We start from the raw sequence: 17409 nt of genomic DNA, 5'->3' as shown, positions 1-17409 counted from the left end.
AGACTAGTTAATAAAGCTTAGTTTAAGATATACTTTGTTATGGTATTTGTGCTATACAATTCCTTTAGTTTATTGGACCTAAAAAGTGTTTGATCTACCTTTCTTCTCATGGCTTCACCTTCAGAAAAATTACCTTTAAATTTCAAGTAGACCGAAGCCAATAAGTAATCTGTGGTCTTATCAATCTTAGTTAGGTAATTGTAGTAATAATCAGCATTTTCCAAATTGTTGAGGTCAATACTTGCTTTTGTCAAAACGCGTAATAAATCCGCATTAAGTGATTTAGAATTGGTTTTACTAATATTTAGCAAAGCTACCTTTAGCGCTTCGTCAGGATTATTTATTAGATATAAATGGTTGGCATATACTAAGGCAGTGTTTCCGTTGTTTTCAATATTGTATGCAAGTTTGTAGAGCTTGGTCACGTCTTCCGGAGTACCAAATTTGCTTTTATCTCTAGCCTTTGTATGTAAATACTCAATGATTTCATTAGTTGTATTGCTATCAGCGGAACTTTGAGAGGCACTTATTAAATTAGACGCTGCTTTTTCTGTCTGATTCGTTTCAACTTGGCTAAATCCTAAACTTTTATTTCCCTTTACAAATGTTGCATCAATTGAAACAGCTTTTTCAAAAGCTTTTATAGCATTATCAAAATCTTTGGTTTCAAAATAGGTTTGCCCTAAAAGATGATAAAAGTCTGGAATGTCAGTAAACTTTTCAATGGCACTGTTTAAAAGTGCAATAGATTTGTCCTGTTGATTTTCAGAATTATAAAATGATATTAAAGCTTCATAAGCAGGGATGAAATATGGATTTTTGTCTAGTGCTTTAAAATAAAGTGCTTGTGATTTTTCAGTATCATTCAATTGATTCTTTGCGTAATGGGCATAGTAAAAATAAGGTTCTGGACTATTTATATTTGCCTTAATTGCTGCTTCAAAAGATGCTTTAGCATCTAAAGGTTTACGCATTGTAGATAATAACCAACCTCTACCTGCATAAGCTTTTGCATTGTAAGGGTCTAAACCTATGGACTTCCTGTAAAGTGAATCCGCAAGGCGTAATTGGGAAAGCTTAGATTTTTTCAACCTTAAAAAATCTGCATACTCAGAATAAACTACTGAATTTTCTGGCTCATAATCAATGGCATTTAGCAATAACAGTTCTGCTTTGTCTTCTGGTATTTGGTTGTCTTTAATGTAATTTAAAAGCCCATACCCAAACACAGAATTGATGGAATCTGTTTTTACGGCTTTATTGTACCACTCTAAAGAGGCTTTAGTGTTTCCTTTTAATTTTTGAATACGACTTAAGCTTTGTAAGGCTACTGAATTATTCGGGTTAGTTTCCAGCACTTTTTTGTAGAAAGACTCTGCAACGGCAAGCTTTCCTTGCTTTTCATTAATTTCACCTAGTTTTAAATTCGCGTTCACTCCTTTCTCTCCAAGAGCTTGATTTAAAGTGTTTTTAGCGTCTTCAAACTGATATTGGTCCATGAAATTATCACTGATACTAGTAACTGGTTTCTCCCAACTGGCAATTAAACTTTTTGCTCTGTTGTAATGGTAAAATGCACTGTCGTAGACCTTAAGCTCATTATAAACCTCGCCTAATGCATTGTGAATGTAAGCAGCTCTAGGTTCGAGTTTTATGGCTTGCTGAAGTTGACGTTTGGCTCTGGGAAATTTTGAATAATTATTAGTGCGGACAATAGCATAAGCTTCTAAAAGTAATTGAGAGGCTTTAATGCGGTCTTTTAAAAAACCATCTTCACCCATTAGCTCCAAGCAAATTTCAAGATGCTTTGATTGCTTTGAAAATTCTCTACTATAGGGTAAAGTCTTAGTTCCGTCTATATATAAATTGATCAAAGCTTGTGCTTCACTTGATAATAGTTTCAGTAAAGTGCTTTTCATTTTATTGGTAACCGCATCTGGTATTGAAACGTCATTGATCGAGGTTTTGTAAATTTCATAAGCACTAGAACTTTTACCGTAGTAAGATTTCCGTTCTATGGCATCCCTGAATTTTTTTATAGTTGCACCAGCAGTTTTATCTTTTAAATCAGTTTCTTTGATACCTCTAGCCGCTAGCTTTTTGGTGTTTTCTATGGATTTACTAAGGGTTTCAAAAGCGATGAGGTTATCATTTGGCTTTACATTTTTTAATACAGCTCTGTCATTTTTGGTTCTAACAATAGGTGTTTGGGTTTTATTATGCTTTTTTGAAACAGCGGTATTTACATTATCATAGAGATAATCATCTATTTCACGAAAAATAATGGATTGGTCTGCATTGCTATCAGCGTTTCCTGCTAATCCTTTTACGAGATAGTAGGTGAAATAACCATGTTTTAAATCGTTACTTTCGTAGGACAGTTCATTAGAACCGCAACTTAGAAATTTAGAGGAATTCTCGAACATAGCTTGTATGGTTCCCATATTTTTTTGGGTACCATCTTCAAATACAAAACCAGATCTGCACGCATCTAATATGAGATACACCTTTACACCTTTGGTAGAAAGATTGTTAATTACGGTGTTTAGTAAGTTGAGGGTAAGTACACCACCAGAGTAATATTCTTGGTGTGCATTGGCATCAGAAGCTAATAAGAAACCTTCCTTTTGCCCAAAATCATCTACAACGTCACCGTGACCTGCAAAATAGAGGTAGAGTACATCATCTTTTTGTGAGGCATTAAATAGGTCTTTTAGCTCTTGCACAATGTTTAGTGCAACAGCATCTTCGTTAATAAGAAGCTTAATGTTATCATCTTTTAAACCTTCAACTTCACTTAGATAGTTTTTAAAAAGTGCTGCATCATTATCTGCATAATTAAGTTTTAAGGCTGTTTCTTGATAATCGGAAACACCAATTACTAAGGCGCGCTTTGTGCCTTCATTTGCAGTGCTAGTGGCTTGTGGTTTCGAGCCACGTGCTTTGTCTTGTGAAAAAACAGTGCTTGCAAGAAATAAAAATGTATAAACAAGTACTTGTCTCATTACATAAATATAGATATTATTCTAATAACACAAAAGCAGCCCATTTTTCTGGGTTATTCTTGTATTTATTTGACATTTCTAATTGTGTGTTTCTAAATGCTTCTCTAATATGTTCACCATTGAGCCAGTTGGTATAAAAGATGCTCATAAATTCAGCGGTTTCTAGATCTGGTACTTCCCAAAGACTCATTATTAGCATGTCTACACCAGCCATTTTAAACGCCCGTTGCAAACCATAAACACCTTCACTACCATCTATGTCACCAAGACCCGTTTCACATGCCGACAAAACAACTAATTCTGTTTGCGAAAAATCTAATGTTGAAATTTCTTCCGCGGTAATAATACCATTTTCTTTTTCGTTAGGTGGACTGTTGCCATTTACCCATGCGTAGTTTGCACCACTAAATAATAAGCCAGTTCTATTTAATGGGTTGTAATCTGACTTATATTTATTAATTGTTTTAGTTCTAAGTAATGATGTTTTTTCTTCGTTGTTTTCAAAGAAAAATCCGTGTGTAGCAATATGTAATACTTTAGGACTATTTCCGCTTAGACTTTTAAAATAATTTTCGCTGGCAAGGGTACCTGTCAAAATTTCTTTGTCTTTATTTTCTCTCAACAGTAAAGTATCTATAGTATTAACTTCAGCTAAAGTGCCAGGTAAATAATTCCATGTGTTATTTCTTTCCGACCTATTTAATTCTAATAAGTCAATAGACTGAGGCTCTTGTACTTTTTTATTTATGTCTTCTTTTATCTCATAATCATAAGTTATTCCTCCAACTAATACTACATCATTTGGTTTTGGATTGTTGAGGTTATTTGTGATTTCGTAAGTACTACTTAATTGAACTAAATTGTACTTATTAATTAATACATCTTCATTAATTTTAATGGATGAAAACGAAATGTTGTGCAAAATACCTGATGGCGCAAAATACACAGTTGATATATCATTAAGTTCCTGTTCTAAAGGCTTCCAAATGAGTTGATATAATTCTGAAGTGTTTGAGGTCTGACTCGTTGATTTTGCTTTAGAACCTCTTGTATTATATAGTTCTTTTGGGTCAGATGACTTGGATATTAACTCTTTTAATTCTGTTTCTTCAAAAAGTGTGATAATCTTGGGATAAGTATTGGCTCCTTTTATAATGTAAGCCACATAATAAGTGCTGTCCGAAACCTTATTAGTAAAATAATTGAATCTCGAAAACTCAATGGCAGCTTCTTTTTGTTTGAGTTGGTCCCTGACCTTCGTCCATTTTTTCTCAAAGTTGATGGGTTCTTTAAAACGCTCGTTATACAACTGCACTAACTCAATTTCTAAGCTTTGAATGGTCTTAGTAAATTCCTCTTTAAACTCATTAAACTTCTCATCGTTTTTATCTTCTATTCTTAGTAAAAATTGCTTGTTATCTACATAGTCATTAATGAGTTTGTTGATTTCTGGCTCATTAAGTGTTTTGAGTTTTTGTATAACATTTTTTGCCTGATTTAATAGTAAGCCTTTTAGTATGTATTTGTTTTCTAAGTTAAGTGCGGTCAGCTCATCTTTAGGATTGTCTAAGTTAATAGATTCGTAAATGTTAAAAGACGCTTCAATTTCTGCGAGAAATATACGTTTTAAGTCATTAGTGCTAAAACTGAATTGTTTTACAAGTTGCTTCTGTGTTAAACCATTGGCTTGTTTTACATTTTTAATGAGGTCACCATATTGTTTTTCACATTTTTGAGCAATGATTAGACTGTTAAGCGCATTAATGTAATCTGGGTTTTCTTTACCATAGTAGGTTTTTAATTTCTTAATGGCTTCATCTAAAAGTACTGCAGCTTTTTTACATTGATGATCCATAAGATAAACATTAGCCAATTCTACCTGTTTTTGCCAATAATTAGGGTAGTTTTTATCTTCTTCACTAAGCGTACTTTCTATATTTTTTATTGCCTCTTTGTATTTTTTTTGTTCAACCAGAATAGCGCTAAGATTGTCTAAACATACTCTATAGGCATTGTCTTTTATTGATAGGTTATAAGTCTTTGCTTTGTTAAAGGCTTCCTTTGCGAGTTTTTCCGCTTTTTCTATGTCTTCCAAATTAAGATAGCACAAACTCAATCTAGACATTAAAACTGGAAGCGTTGGCGCATTTTCGCCTGTAGAAGTTTTAGTTAATCCAATAACAATATTTAGGTAGTCTTTTACTTGTTCATAGTTTTGAAGTTTCCAGTGGAGACCACTTAAAATTTCATAGTACTGAATAGAACCAACTTTTGGGTTTGTTTCGTCTAATTCTGTTAGATCAATACCTTTACTGGCGTAGTAAAAGGCTTTTTTAAAATCTGAAGTTTCAGTAAAACAAGCTGTTAAAAACATGTAGGTGGTACCAAGAGCCTTGTCATTTTCACGGTCATTGAGTTCTTCAAAGATTTTTGAGGCTTCTAACAATACATTTTCGGCCTTATTAAAATAACCGAGATTAACATACATACCACCAATGCTCGTTAATAGATTAGCATAATTAGAGTTATTAGAACCGTATTTTCGCTTAATATAATTTAGACTTTCTTTTTCTATTTCTATAGCATCTTCCAGTCTTCCTAAACCTTGATAAATACTAGGAAGATTATTATATCTGAGATTGTTGTATGCAGTTTTATCAAAATAGATATTATCCTTTAGAATTTCTAATCCATCATTTAAAATTTTAAGTGCTTTTTTATAATCACCTGTTTCTCTGTACAGTCCAGCCAAATTTGTAAGTCCGATGCCATACATCATATGGTCTTCACCATATACAATTTTTAGTAAATCGTTAGATTCTATATATTTTTCTTCAGCAAGTTTAAAGGCTTTGTTGTTAATATAGATATTTGCCAAAATGGTAAGAGCATTAGCATATTGTTCATTTGTTTCTCCGTATAAAGCTTTGAGCCCAATAAGAGCTTTTTCCATAGGTTCTTGGGCTAAGTCATTCTTTTCAGTTTGAACAAGGATAACAGCATAGGAATATGCAGTCGTCATGTATTCATTAGATTCGACTTCAAAGATTTTATTTGCTAGATTAAGAGCATTCTTATAGGAATTTGCAGCCTTATCTAATTCTTGATAGCTGAAATAATAGTTTCCGTTCTCAATATGTTCTTGCCATTTGTTATAGTCTTCATCATTTTGAGAAAAAGCTATAAGCGAAAAGTAAAGTGCAAAAAAAGTAAATTTTATAGTTTTCATTTTATTCAATCAAGACAAAAGCAGCCCATTTTTCTGGGTTATCTTTGTGTTTCTTAGACATGGTTCGTTGGGTGTACCTAAAGGCTTTCCTTACTTCTTGTCCTTCTAACCAGTTACTATAAAAGAGTTGCATAAATTCTGCAGTCTCTTTGTCTGGGACTTCCCAGAGACTCATTACAATGATATCTACACCAGCCATTTTAAAAGCACGTTGTAAACCATACACACCTTCACTCCATGAGACATCTCCCAATCCTGTTTCGCAAGCTGAGAGCACAACCATATTTGTATTAGATAAATCTAAGTTTGAGATTTCAAGTGCAGTAAGTATACCATCCTCCGAAAAAAATGGATTTCCACCATTTTTCCATGTATAATTAGCTCCAGCTAAGATTAGACCAGAACGTATTAAAGGATCTTCAAAAGTCTTAAAATTATGTTCGTCTTTATTTATACTCTTTTCATGGTCAAAGAAGTAACCATGAGTTGCTATGTGTAATATAGAAGGACTATTACCGCTTAGGGATTTGAAGTAAGATTCTGTCGCTTTTTCTCCTGTTATTATATTACAAGCAATACTTTTTTTATTATTGATTTTTCCAGATAGTTTATTGACCTCGTCTAATGTTCCTTCAAGAAAACCCCAATTAGTGCCTAATGGATTGTTTCTTTTAGTATTAAAAAATGAATTGTAATTAAACTTAAATTCTAGCTCTTTATTGTTATTCTCTTCTTGATTATAATCTACACCACCAATTAAAGTAACATTATTTATATTAAACTTTTTAGTTATTGTCTTAATTGATATTATAGAGTTTACTTGATTCAAGTCATATTTGTCAGACAATAACACTCCCTTTTTGTCTTGTAATGCTGCAAATGGCACTTTGTGTAACAATCCAACAGGAGAAAAATATAGATTTGAAGAATTTGTTAAATAGTCTTCTAATGGCTTTATAATTAAATCATAAGCACCATAATCTAATGTATTGAGTTTTTTTCCAATGGAACCTCTGCTTGTATAAAGTATGTTTATTGAATTCTTAGTTTCAAATAATTTTTCCAATTCCTTTGCTTCAAATAAAGGAACTACTTTTGGGGATTCCCATCCTTTTTTAACAACATAAGCAATGTAAAAGACTTTGCCTGTTATTTCTTCCAAATTTTTGTAAAAGACGAAGCGATCAAATTCAATAGCAACATCGTTTTCATCTAGTAGTATTGATTTCCAGTCCTGAATATTAAAAGATTGATTAGTGGATATATCTAAATATAATTCGTTTTGCTTATTTTGAAGCATTGTGAGATTATCTTTAGAGGTATTAAAAGTCTTTGACCTAAACTTTTCTGGTAAAAACTCTTGCTTTTCGATAAGCATTTTTAACTCCCTGTAAGATTCTACTTCCTTCTTAAATTCTTGACTATGATTTTGTAAGGCGAAAAGAATTTTTCTTGAAGAGCTTAATATCAATCCTTTTCTGTTTATTGTTGTGCTAAGTGCTAGATTAACCAGTTCTGGATATTGATAACTTGTTTCATAATTTAAACTATTAATTAAATCGAGTAAGGTGTCTAAATGGAGATTATTCTTTAAATATTGTTCTTTTTGTGCTATAGATAAAAAAGTAAAATTGGCATCTATTTTAGAAAAGGTATTTCTAACTACTTTTTTAAAATATACAATTGCTTTTTCATACTTATTATTTTTTGCATATAACGTAGCTAAATTTGTTAAAGCAGCTAAATAATCATTGCTTTTTTCTCCTAACAGTTCTGAAAAGGTGAGCAAACTTTCCTCTAAGTACAATATGGCTTTATCATATAGCCCTAGATTGGAGTAAGCCATTGATAAATTGTTAAGTGTAACTGCATACTTTTGATGCCTCTTACCAAAAAGAGTTTCTTTGATGGCTAAGTTTTGCTCATAAATATCAATAGCTTTTTGATGCTCTTTTTTACTTGAATAAATGTTTGCTATATTATTTTGAAGTGTTAAATATTCTGAACTAGTAATTCCTTTGCTGTTTTTCACCAATCCAAGTGCCTCATTATATAATTCTAATGCTATGTCATAATTGAATAACTCATTTTCAACCAAAGCAAGATAATTTAATGTGTATGTATAACTGTCTAATTCTTCGTCTTTATAGTTAGACTTAATTTTTAACGCGTTTTCTAAATTAATTTTTGCTTTGTTAAGGTCTCCTAATTCTTCATAAACTAAACCTAGTTTCTCTAATGCTCTTCCAAATTCAAAATGATCTTTGCCATAAAATGACTTAATTAAGGTTACGTTTTGCTGACTTAATGGCAATGCGTCTTTAATATTTCCTGTTTCTGTATAAACGAATAAGAGGTTTGATAATATTTGTAAATATTTTTCATTATTCTCTCCAAGAGTTTCTTTTTTGTACTCGAGTTGTTCTAAGTAAAAAGGAATTAAATCTGAATAGCTTTGAGTAATTTTAACCAAATTTGCTAATTCATTAAACCATTTACGATAGTTTAGTCCATCTATTTTGTCCCATTTTACTTGTGCAATTAAAGCATCCTTGTAGGCTGAAATAGCTTTCTTGTATAGCTTTAAAGATTTATATTCTGAGGCTATTTTTGATAACTCTAGAGCATGAACACCAAAATGGTTCTTATTTCCATTTACTTCAGCCCTTAACATTAAAGCATAATGATAAACATCTAGACTTTTTTCAATTTTATCTGTTTCTCTTAGACAATTAGATACAGCTAAAAGTACATTTATGTAATCATGATTTCTTTCACCATTAAGTTCCTTAATTAATTGAGAACTTTTTAGATAATTATTTAAAGCTTCATCGTATCTATTAAGAAAATATAGGCTTGAACCCAAATGTGTAAGCAAAAAAGCGTATTCTAAATCTTGATTAAAGTTATTATCCCATAATTTTAAGGCTTCATTGTATTTTACAATAGCTTGTTGATAGTTTTTTTCTTCATTTAATTTTATACCCTCGTCCCAAAGAATATCGATTTTGCTAGCTATATTTTCTGTAGCATTATCGTTTTGAGCAAAATCAATATTTGAAACAAATAATAAGAAAAAGAAGATTAATTTATTCATTTTACGATTTGTTTGGCTTTACTCTATAAGTACAAAAGCAGCCCATTTTTCTGGGTTGTCTTTGTATGTATTTGACATTTCTAATTGTGTGTTTCTAAATGCTTCTCTAATAGGTTCTCCATTAAGCCAGTTGGTGTAAAAGATATTCATAAATTCAGCGGTTTCCACATCTGGTACTTCCCAAAGACTCATCACCAAAATATCTACACCAGCCATTTTAAAAGCACGTTGCAAACCATAAACACCTTCGCTACCATCTATGTCACCAAGTCCTGTTTCGCAGGCTGAAAGCACTACCATGTCTGTATTGGATAGATCTAAGTTGGAAATTTCCAAGGCAGTTAAAACACCATCATTTTCAGAATTGGCATTTTCACTATTTTGCCATGTGATATTAGCACCTGCAAATAACAGGCCAGAGCGCAACAGTGGATCTTCGGCTTTTTTGTATACTACGCTTTCAGGTGAATTAAACATATCACTATCGTTATGATTTTTGTTTTCAAAAAAGAAGCCATGTGTTGCGATATGAATAATGTTTGGGCTATTTGCATTTAAGGATTTAAATGCACTTTCGGTAGCTTCTAAATCGGTTAAAACTGAGATTGATTTTCCGTGTTTTGAAAATAATTTTTGAAGTGAATTAACTTCGTTTAAAGTTCCTGGTAAATAATTCCAGGACAATCCTAAACTTCTTGTTCCCGAAACAGATTTTAAATTGGAAAGTTTATAGGCAATATCACTTTTGTCCGAAGTTTTTGCTGGCATTCCATTATAATCTATACCACCGATGAAAAGTGTGTTTTCATCATTAATGGATTTCTTAAGATCCGTTATATTAAAACTATTAGTTAATTGAACTAGATTGAATTGACTGGCTAAAATGGGTTTTCCTTCAGTATCTAGAGCTGCAAAGGGAATTTGGTTAAGTAAACCGCTAGGTGAGTAGTAGATGGTTTTTATATTTTCTAAATAGGGTTCTAAAGGTGCCCAAAGAAGTTCGTAAAGTCCTTTTGTGTCTGTAGTGTTTTTTGCTTTGGAACCTCTAGTTTGATATAGTGAATTTGGATCTTGTTTTTTGAGTGCATTTTTAAGGTCTTCAAGTGAAATGAGTTGCACAACTTTTGGCTTGTCCCAAGTTGAATGAATTAAGTAAGCTCCGTAAGCACGTTTGCCGCTGAGATAATTACCCTCTCTCGTTTCGAATTCTACAAACTCAATAGCAATAGCGTTTGGAGTTAAGTTCTTTTTTATAGTTAACCAATCTTTGTCGAAATTTTCGGTACGCTTTTCATTTCCTGAAGTATTATATAGCTTAACCAGCTCGGTTTCTAGAGCATTAATTCGACTTCTCAAGTTTGTAGTCTTCTCAGTATTACTTAAGATTTTTGGATCGGAGAGCTGATATTTTAAATTACTGTAATCATCAATTTTAGACTTAATTTCAGGATCATTAGATTTTGATAAATTTGAAATAATTTCTTTAGATGTATTTAAAAGTAAACTTTTAAGCATTAATTGATTATTGAGTCCTATATCAATTAAATCGCTATATTTTTCATCATCTTTAAAAATTGAAGCATTCAACCAATCATTATAAATTGAAAGTTGTTGCATAAATTTTTTCTTGTCTTCTTCATTTCGGTATGTGAAAAGATCTTTTAGCTGGTTTTTAATACCTTCTGCTTGTTCTTTATATCTTTCTATAGCTTGATCGGTTTTACCTAGTTGATCTAAAGTTCTCCCATAATTAAAAAGCATGTTAGCGTATGTATCGCTATTCTTATCTACAGTCTTTTGAAAAACGGTCGATACGGATTGGTATAACCTTGATGCATATTCATAATTACCCATTAAGGTGGAAATTTTTGCTTTATCATACAGCACTTTAGCATAATAAAAACTTTCAAACCCATAATTAGAGATAACATTCTCTTCAATTTTCTCTATAAGTTGTAGTGCAGTTTCGTAATCTTTATTGGCTACTAAATCTTTAATGTAATATTCAGCTATTTTTATAAACTCAGGTGATCCATAGTCTAGATGCTTTTCAAAGACCTTATAGGCTTCTGTAAAATAGTTTTGAGCGTTTGTGTAATCTTCTAAATAGTAATATAAGGAGCCATAATTGAAAGCCGCATTGCCGTATTGTAAAGAGGTATGATCAAAATTGTTATTTACAATTTCAAAGGATTGTTTTTCACTTTTAGTAGCTTCATTAATATCTCCTATAGCCAAAAGTGCGGAAGCTTTTCCATGTAAAGCAAGGGCCATGTTCTCTGATGTTTCTAAACCATTTTTAGAATAAATATCGATGGCTTTTTCGTAATGGTCTAAACTTTGTTTGAGATTTCTTTTGGTATCGTATAGCTGAGCAAGATTTAGTAGTAGAGATGTATAGGCAATACTGCCAGTATCATTGTTATTCTTAAAGATAGTCTCACTTTTTAGAAAATAGTCTTCAGCTTTAATATGTTCGCCAGTTTCAAATAAGTACGTACCAAAATTCATTAAAGCTATGGCATAATCCTGACTGTTAGGATTTAATAACTCTGTTTTAGTTTTTAAAACTTCTTCATGTAAAGATTTTGCTTCATCATATTTGCTTAGTTTTTGATAGATGTAAGCTAAATTGCTTTTAAGATGAGATTTATCCAAAGCATTGTAGTGAAAGCTTAATTCAGCTAGGTCTATAGATGTCTTAATAAACGTTTCTGCCTTTTCGAAGTCAGACTTTTGCATGTAGAGCATACCTAAATTGTTTACCACATTTAGATAGGCTTTAGAATCGGTATGTCCGTTTTCTTGAAGCGTTTTATAAACCTCTTCACTTAGTTTTAAAGCAGGGTCGTAGTTAGCCGTATCAATAAGTAATCTAATATAGTTGGTTTTTTGCAATGCAAATAAAGGACTTGTGGCACCCAAAGCATTTTCTAGATGAAGAAAACTAGTTTCGTAAGCTAATTCTGCATCTTCAATTTTATTTTGATAGTAGGCTGAAAGCCCAATATAATTTGTAGCGTAGAGATAGAATTCAGCATTTTCTATTCTATTTAACCATGGATCATTGAGTAAATCCTTAAACTTAGATTCAGATTCCGCGAAAAAACCTTGTTTATAAAGACTTAAGGCATAATCGTAGTTTAACTTTCCAATATTGATATATGAGTCTTTTTGATAAGGCTCTAAATTAGTTTCCATCTTTTTAAAATAGATTAGAGCTTTAGCATAATCTTGTCTGTGATAATAGGTATAAGCTAAATTAAAGACTATATAAGGGTAGTGTATATGATCTGTAGATTCTAATTGCTTATGTATGCTATAGGCTTCCTCTAAGTTTTTGATAAAAGCATTTGTTTCTTGAAGATTTTTGTTGATAAGTGATATTGCAAAAAGTTGTTCAGCATAAGGTATGGATATCTTACCGTTCTCTTTGGCTATGCCATTTAAGTATTGCTGTCTGAACTCTAAAGCTTTATTCAGGTCGTATTTTTCGTAACAAGATATAAGACTGTTTAGGATTTGTTTACCGTAGTCGACATTCATATTTTCGACGCTGCTTAAAAGTTCCATAGCTTTGGTAAAGGACTCTGCTGCATTTTTAAAGTCTCCGAGACTTTGGTACGATAATCCCAAATAATCATAATTGTAGATAGGGTAGTACTGCGTTTTCTCGTTGGTGTTAAAGTTTATTTGATTTATATATTCAGCTGCTTTTTTTAACTTTTCTACAGCATCAGTGTAGTTTTGTTTAGAATATAAATCATACCCTTCATTGTAAAATTTTAGCCATTGGTCATAAGTGGATGACTCTTGAGCATAACTGAATTTTAAAAAAAGAATAAATATAAACGTAATAGAATTCTTCATATCATTTACTATTAAATTAGAAAAATAATAGATGCCTAGTTTTATTCGAATAACACAAAAGCAGCCCATTTTTCAGGGTTGTTTGGATATAAGTTATGCATTTTTCTTTGTGTTTCAATAAAGGCTTGACGAATATCATCGTTTTCTAGCCATAATTCATAGAAAGAGTTCATGAACTCTACTGTTTCCATATCTGGTACTTCCCATAAACTCATCATTATTAAATCAACTCCTGCCATTTTAAAAGCACGTTGCAAGCCATAGACTCCTTCATTTCCCTTAATGTCTCCCAAGCCTGTTTCGCATGCACTTAATACTACCAGGTCTGTTTGGGATAAGTCTAGATTTGAAATTTCCAATGCAGTTAAAATTCCATCATTGCGCTCATAAGGATTGCTCCCATATTGCCATGCATAGTTGGCATGAGCTAGTAACAGTCCTGATCTTAATAATGGATTTTCTGCATTCTTGAATTCAAAATTTTCTTCTGAGTTTTCGCTATTATTTTCAAAAAAGAAACCATGTGTCGCTATATGGAGTACCTTGGGGCTTTTACCGTTGATAGCTTTTAATTCTGTCTCTGTGGCATCTTCGTTTATTAGCGTTTTTGATGTTTTTGAGTTGGTGTTTAACAGCTCATGAATTCGTCCAATTTCAGTTGCTGTACCTTTTAGATAGGGCCATGTTGTCTTCAATTGATCTTCACTCAGATTACTTTTAGTTGCTAAGAGCTCAGCATAGGATGGTTGATTGCTAAACAGCTTTGTTTTTCCTTCAGCGTTAAAGTCGTAGTCAATACCACCAACCAACAAAGCGTCATCTAATGTGGGTAAAGTGCGTTTTAATGTAATAACCCTGGAACTGCTGACCTGCTCTAAATCATAAAGAGCTATAAGCCTCTTGTTATCATTATTCACAAGTGCTGAAAAGGCAATCTGATGTAATATACCGTCTAATGAAAAATAGATTTTAGAAATATCTTTCAATTCGTCTTCAAAAGGTGATACAATAAGATTATATAACTCTTTTGAATAATTTGACGCGTTAATCTGTTGTCCTTTTGACCCTCTGGTTAGATACAAGCTAGAGGCTGAATGGCCATTGAGTTGGTTTCGTAGTTCTTTTTCCTCAAAAAGCGGAATTATTTTTGGATATCTCCAATTCTTCTTAAACAATTGGGCAACGTATATGACATTGTCTGTCCATTCCCCATCAAATTGTTTGAAATGTGTAAACTCAATTGAAATTTCATTTTCCAATAGTGCAGTTCTTCTCCAATTAATGGGTTGTTTTCTCTCGTCCTTATAATGTTGCTGATAAAGGTAAATAAGTTCAGACTCTAGCCCTCCTAATCGGTCTCTGCGGACATAAAACTCTTTAACTCTTTGATGTTCCGGTAAGCTCAGTTGTAATGCTATAAACTCTTTTTCGTTTATATAGTTATTAATTTTGTTTGTAATGTCTGTATCAGCTAATGACCTTAAGTTAGCTAGTATATCTTTTGAAGTATTTAAAAGTGCTCCTTTGGTCAATAGGGTATTATTTACCAAAAGATTATTAAAAGTTCCGTATTTGTAATTATGCTTATAAGCAAAAGAGTGAAATAGGTGAAAATAAGGCAGAATATTTTGATTGATAAAGAACTCTTTTTCATCATTAAGCCTTCCGTCAAGAACAGCATCGGTATGTGATAGGAGTGACTTGTTCACTTGGGTAAACATTTGGATAATCTCACTTGGGTTACTGGTGACCTTGTAAAACCCAATAAGATTTTTTAAAGATTCTTTGTAGGATAGCGTTTCCTTTTCCAATTCATTTAACCGAAGTTTGTTAAGTTCAATATTCGTTTTTAATTCATTTTGAGCATCTTTGGTGACCCGATAATAAAAATTTAGTTTAAATAAAATAGTTTTTAAATTGGGGCTAGAGTCAATGAAATTTTCATAAGCGAAGGTTTTAAGATCTTCAGCTTCTATGATAGCCTGCATAACTTTCCCTTCACGTGCTAGTTGGTTAATGACTTCAATTTTGGTATCGAATTCTTGCTGTTTTGCGTCTTTGGATTGGGCAAAACACAAATAAGATGGTAATAAAAACAGTATGAAGGTTAACTTTAATTTCATGAGGCTCTGTATTGAATTATTCTAAAAGGACAAAGGCCTCCCATTTTTATGGGCCAGGTTTGTTTTTAGTTGACATCCCTATTTATATAAAGAAATAATTTTTACTCTTTTATTCTCACAATCTCATATACAAACTCTGTACTATACCCATCTATTGGTCCACTAACGGAAGAACTACTACTACCGCGAGACTGAGAATAGGTTTGTCCAATAAAGCCCTCTAATGGATTAGATGACCCACGAGTGCCGGATTGAGCACCTCTCGAAGTTACAGTTGGTCTAAAGTTAATAGGTGAGGTTGTTGCAAAACCTTTTAAAATTAACGTCTCATAAGGATCTCCAAAACTGTAAATACAGTTTTTAAAGGTCATGGTTTTACCTGGTGCAATGAGGCGTTCATTGTCATTTAACGTACAATTATCATTAGGCATAAAAGGTGTAATTTCTCCTTTAGAGTTTATTTCTATAATACTAAAATAAAGGGGACGATCACTTTTATTTGTAACTTGTAAGTAGGCTCTGTCGTATTCTGTGTTTACCTGAAATTTCCCGGCCTCATTAAAAAATGCATCTTCGTCTAATTCAGTAATTTCCCCTGTAAGGTCATCTTCTTTAGCGGGTAAAAGTTTAAATTCAAACTCATAGTTGAGATTATCTAACTTTAAGTTTTTAAGATAACTACCTTGTGCGTAGTTAAAAAGCGTTTCTGTTACTGATTTGCCACTGTAATCACCATCGATTCTTGTCTGTTTGTATACCGTGTTTCCACCGTTTGCAGTGATGATGGATAGCTCTTTATTCTTATTTAATTCTTCAATTATCAAATCGGCTTGCGTAGAATCCTTTACAATTTCCCCAAGTTTGTTTTCAGTGAGAAAATTTTCGACATCGGTTTTTACCCCTTTTGATTTTAATGAGTTATCAAAATAAATGTTAATGGCTAGATCACCGTAGGTTTGCTTATCTATAAACACCCAATATTCTTTTTCATTGCTGGAGCTTAAAGGTGTATCTAATTTAATAATTGATTCATTAAATGTTGTCCTTGTAATTTTACCTTTGGTGATGATGTCCTTATCTTCTACTTGTGAAGTTCCTGCAGGTAAAATATTCACTGTTGTACCATCAAAAAGACGTTGAAGTTTTCCAGCACCGATTTTAATGACATCGGCACGTGGTACTTTGGTGACTTCAAAATAAGGCTGTTGTTTTACATATTCTCCTTTAAAAAGTTTGTAATCCGCATCGCCTTCTATCGTTGGCGTTTGTTTTGGAGAAATCACATTCATGTTTGCAGCAATAGCAGAAAATAATTTGCGATAGGTAAAGTCACTGCCCAACTCGTTCATGGCTTTTGAAAACGCAAAACTTAATGAGCCATACCCCTCATATTCATAATTCAATTCATTTGCCGAAGCACCAGATAACATTATAAATGGTGCAGCATCATTATTAATCTGAATTTTTTCAACGAGTCCACTGCCTGGTGTATTTTTTTCTGAAGTCGGAGTCCAGTTTGGTGGAGTAAATTCTGGTTCACCCCCTCTGGCTTTTCCACCTCTTGTAGATGAACCAGAGTGGCAACTGTCTAACAAAACCAATAGTTGTCCGTCTTTACCCAACGCGTTTCTAAAATTTGTAAATATGTTGGCCAATTCATCATCACGGATATGATTTTCGCCTTTGTAATTTGAAGTATAACGTACCAATGCATCATAAGGTACTATGGCTTCGTCCAAATCATCAATTTCGTCTCCATTGTTATCAAAAATCTGTTGACCATGGCCAGAGTAGTGGAGCACTACAATATCACCGGGTTTTACCTTAGATTGTAGGTCTTCAATAGCACTTAAAATCCCGGCTCTTGTTGCTTCTGAATTTGATAAAACCGTAATGTTTTCAGCCTTAAAGTTCTGCTTCAATAAGGTATTTTTAATTAAAGGCACATCGTTTGCCGAACTGATTGATGACCAGCCTGTTTTTGGCGGATAGTCGCCAATGGCAATAATAATGGCATATTTTTCCGCCATAACATTTAAGCTAAACATTAGGGCCAATAAGAGTAGTAATCTATGTTTCATAATA

General features: G+C 32.6%; 6 protein-coding genes. All 6 read right to left on the bottom strand.

Annotated features, from left to right (window positions below; genetic code table 11):
* Positions 1-17: 17 nt before the first annotated feature.
* The 6 genes from ACPX19_RS13775 to ACPX19_RS13750 all read right to left on the bottom strand — a co-directional run bounded on the left by ACPX19_RS13775 (position 18) and on the right by ACPX19_RS13750 (position 17405).
* Positions 18-3005: a tetratricopeptide repeat protein gene (locus ACPX19_RS13775; protein WP_426430610.1), complete on the bottom strand. Its 2988-nt coding sequence runs from the start codon at positions 3003-3005 to the stop codon at positions 18-20.
* Between the two features lie 16 nt (positions 3006-3021).
* Complete coding sequence (locus tag ACPX19_RS13770; RefSeq protein WP_426430609.1) at positions 3022-6234, bottom strand: CHAT domain-containing protein; 3213 nt, start codon at positions 6232-6234, stop codon at positions 3022-3024.
* 1 nt (position 6235) lies between these two features.
* Complete coding sequence (locus tag ACPX19_RS13765) at positions 6236-9331, bottom strand: CHAT domain-containing protein (RefSeq protein ID WP_426430608.1); 3096 nt, start codon at positions 9329-9331, stop codon at positions 6236-6238.
* A gap of 18 nt (positions 9332-9349) precedes the next feature.
* Entirely contained in the window at positions 9350-13201 is a 3852-nt protein-coding gene (locus ACPX19_RS13760; protein WP_426430607.1) for a CHAT domain-containing protein, read from the bottom strand.
* 41 nt (positions 13202-13242) lie between these two features.
* Positions 13243-15324 (bottom strand): CHAT domain-containing protein, encoded by a 2082-nt coding sequence (locus tag ACPX19_RS13755; RefSeq protein WP_426430606.1) that lies wholly within the window; start codon positions 15322-15324, stop codon positions 13243-13245.
* A gap of 101 nt (positions 15325-15425) precedes the next feature.
* A complete protein-coding gene (locus ACPX19_RS13750; protein WP_426430605.1) occupies positions 15426-17405 on the bottom strand; it encodes a caspase family protein in 1980 nt (659 codons plus the stop codon).
* Between the last annotated feature and the right edge of the window lie 4 nt (positions 17406-17409).

The organism is Winogradskyella sp. HB-48, from assembly GCF_049942685.1.
Taxonomy (GTDB): Bacteria; Bacteroidota; Bacteroidia; order Flavobacteriales; family Flavobacteriaceae; genus Winogradskyella.
The sequence above is the reverse complement of the archived record's forward strand: the minus strand, read 5'-3'. Positions and strand labels throughout refer to the sequence as shown.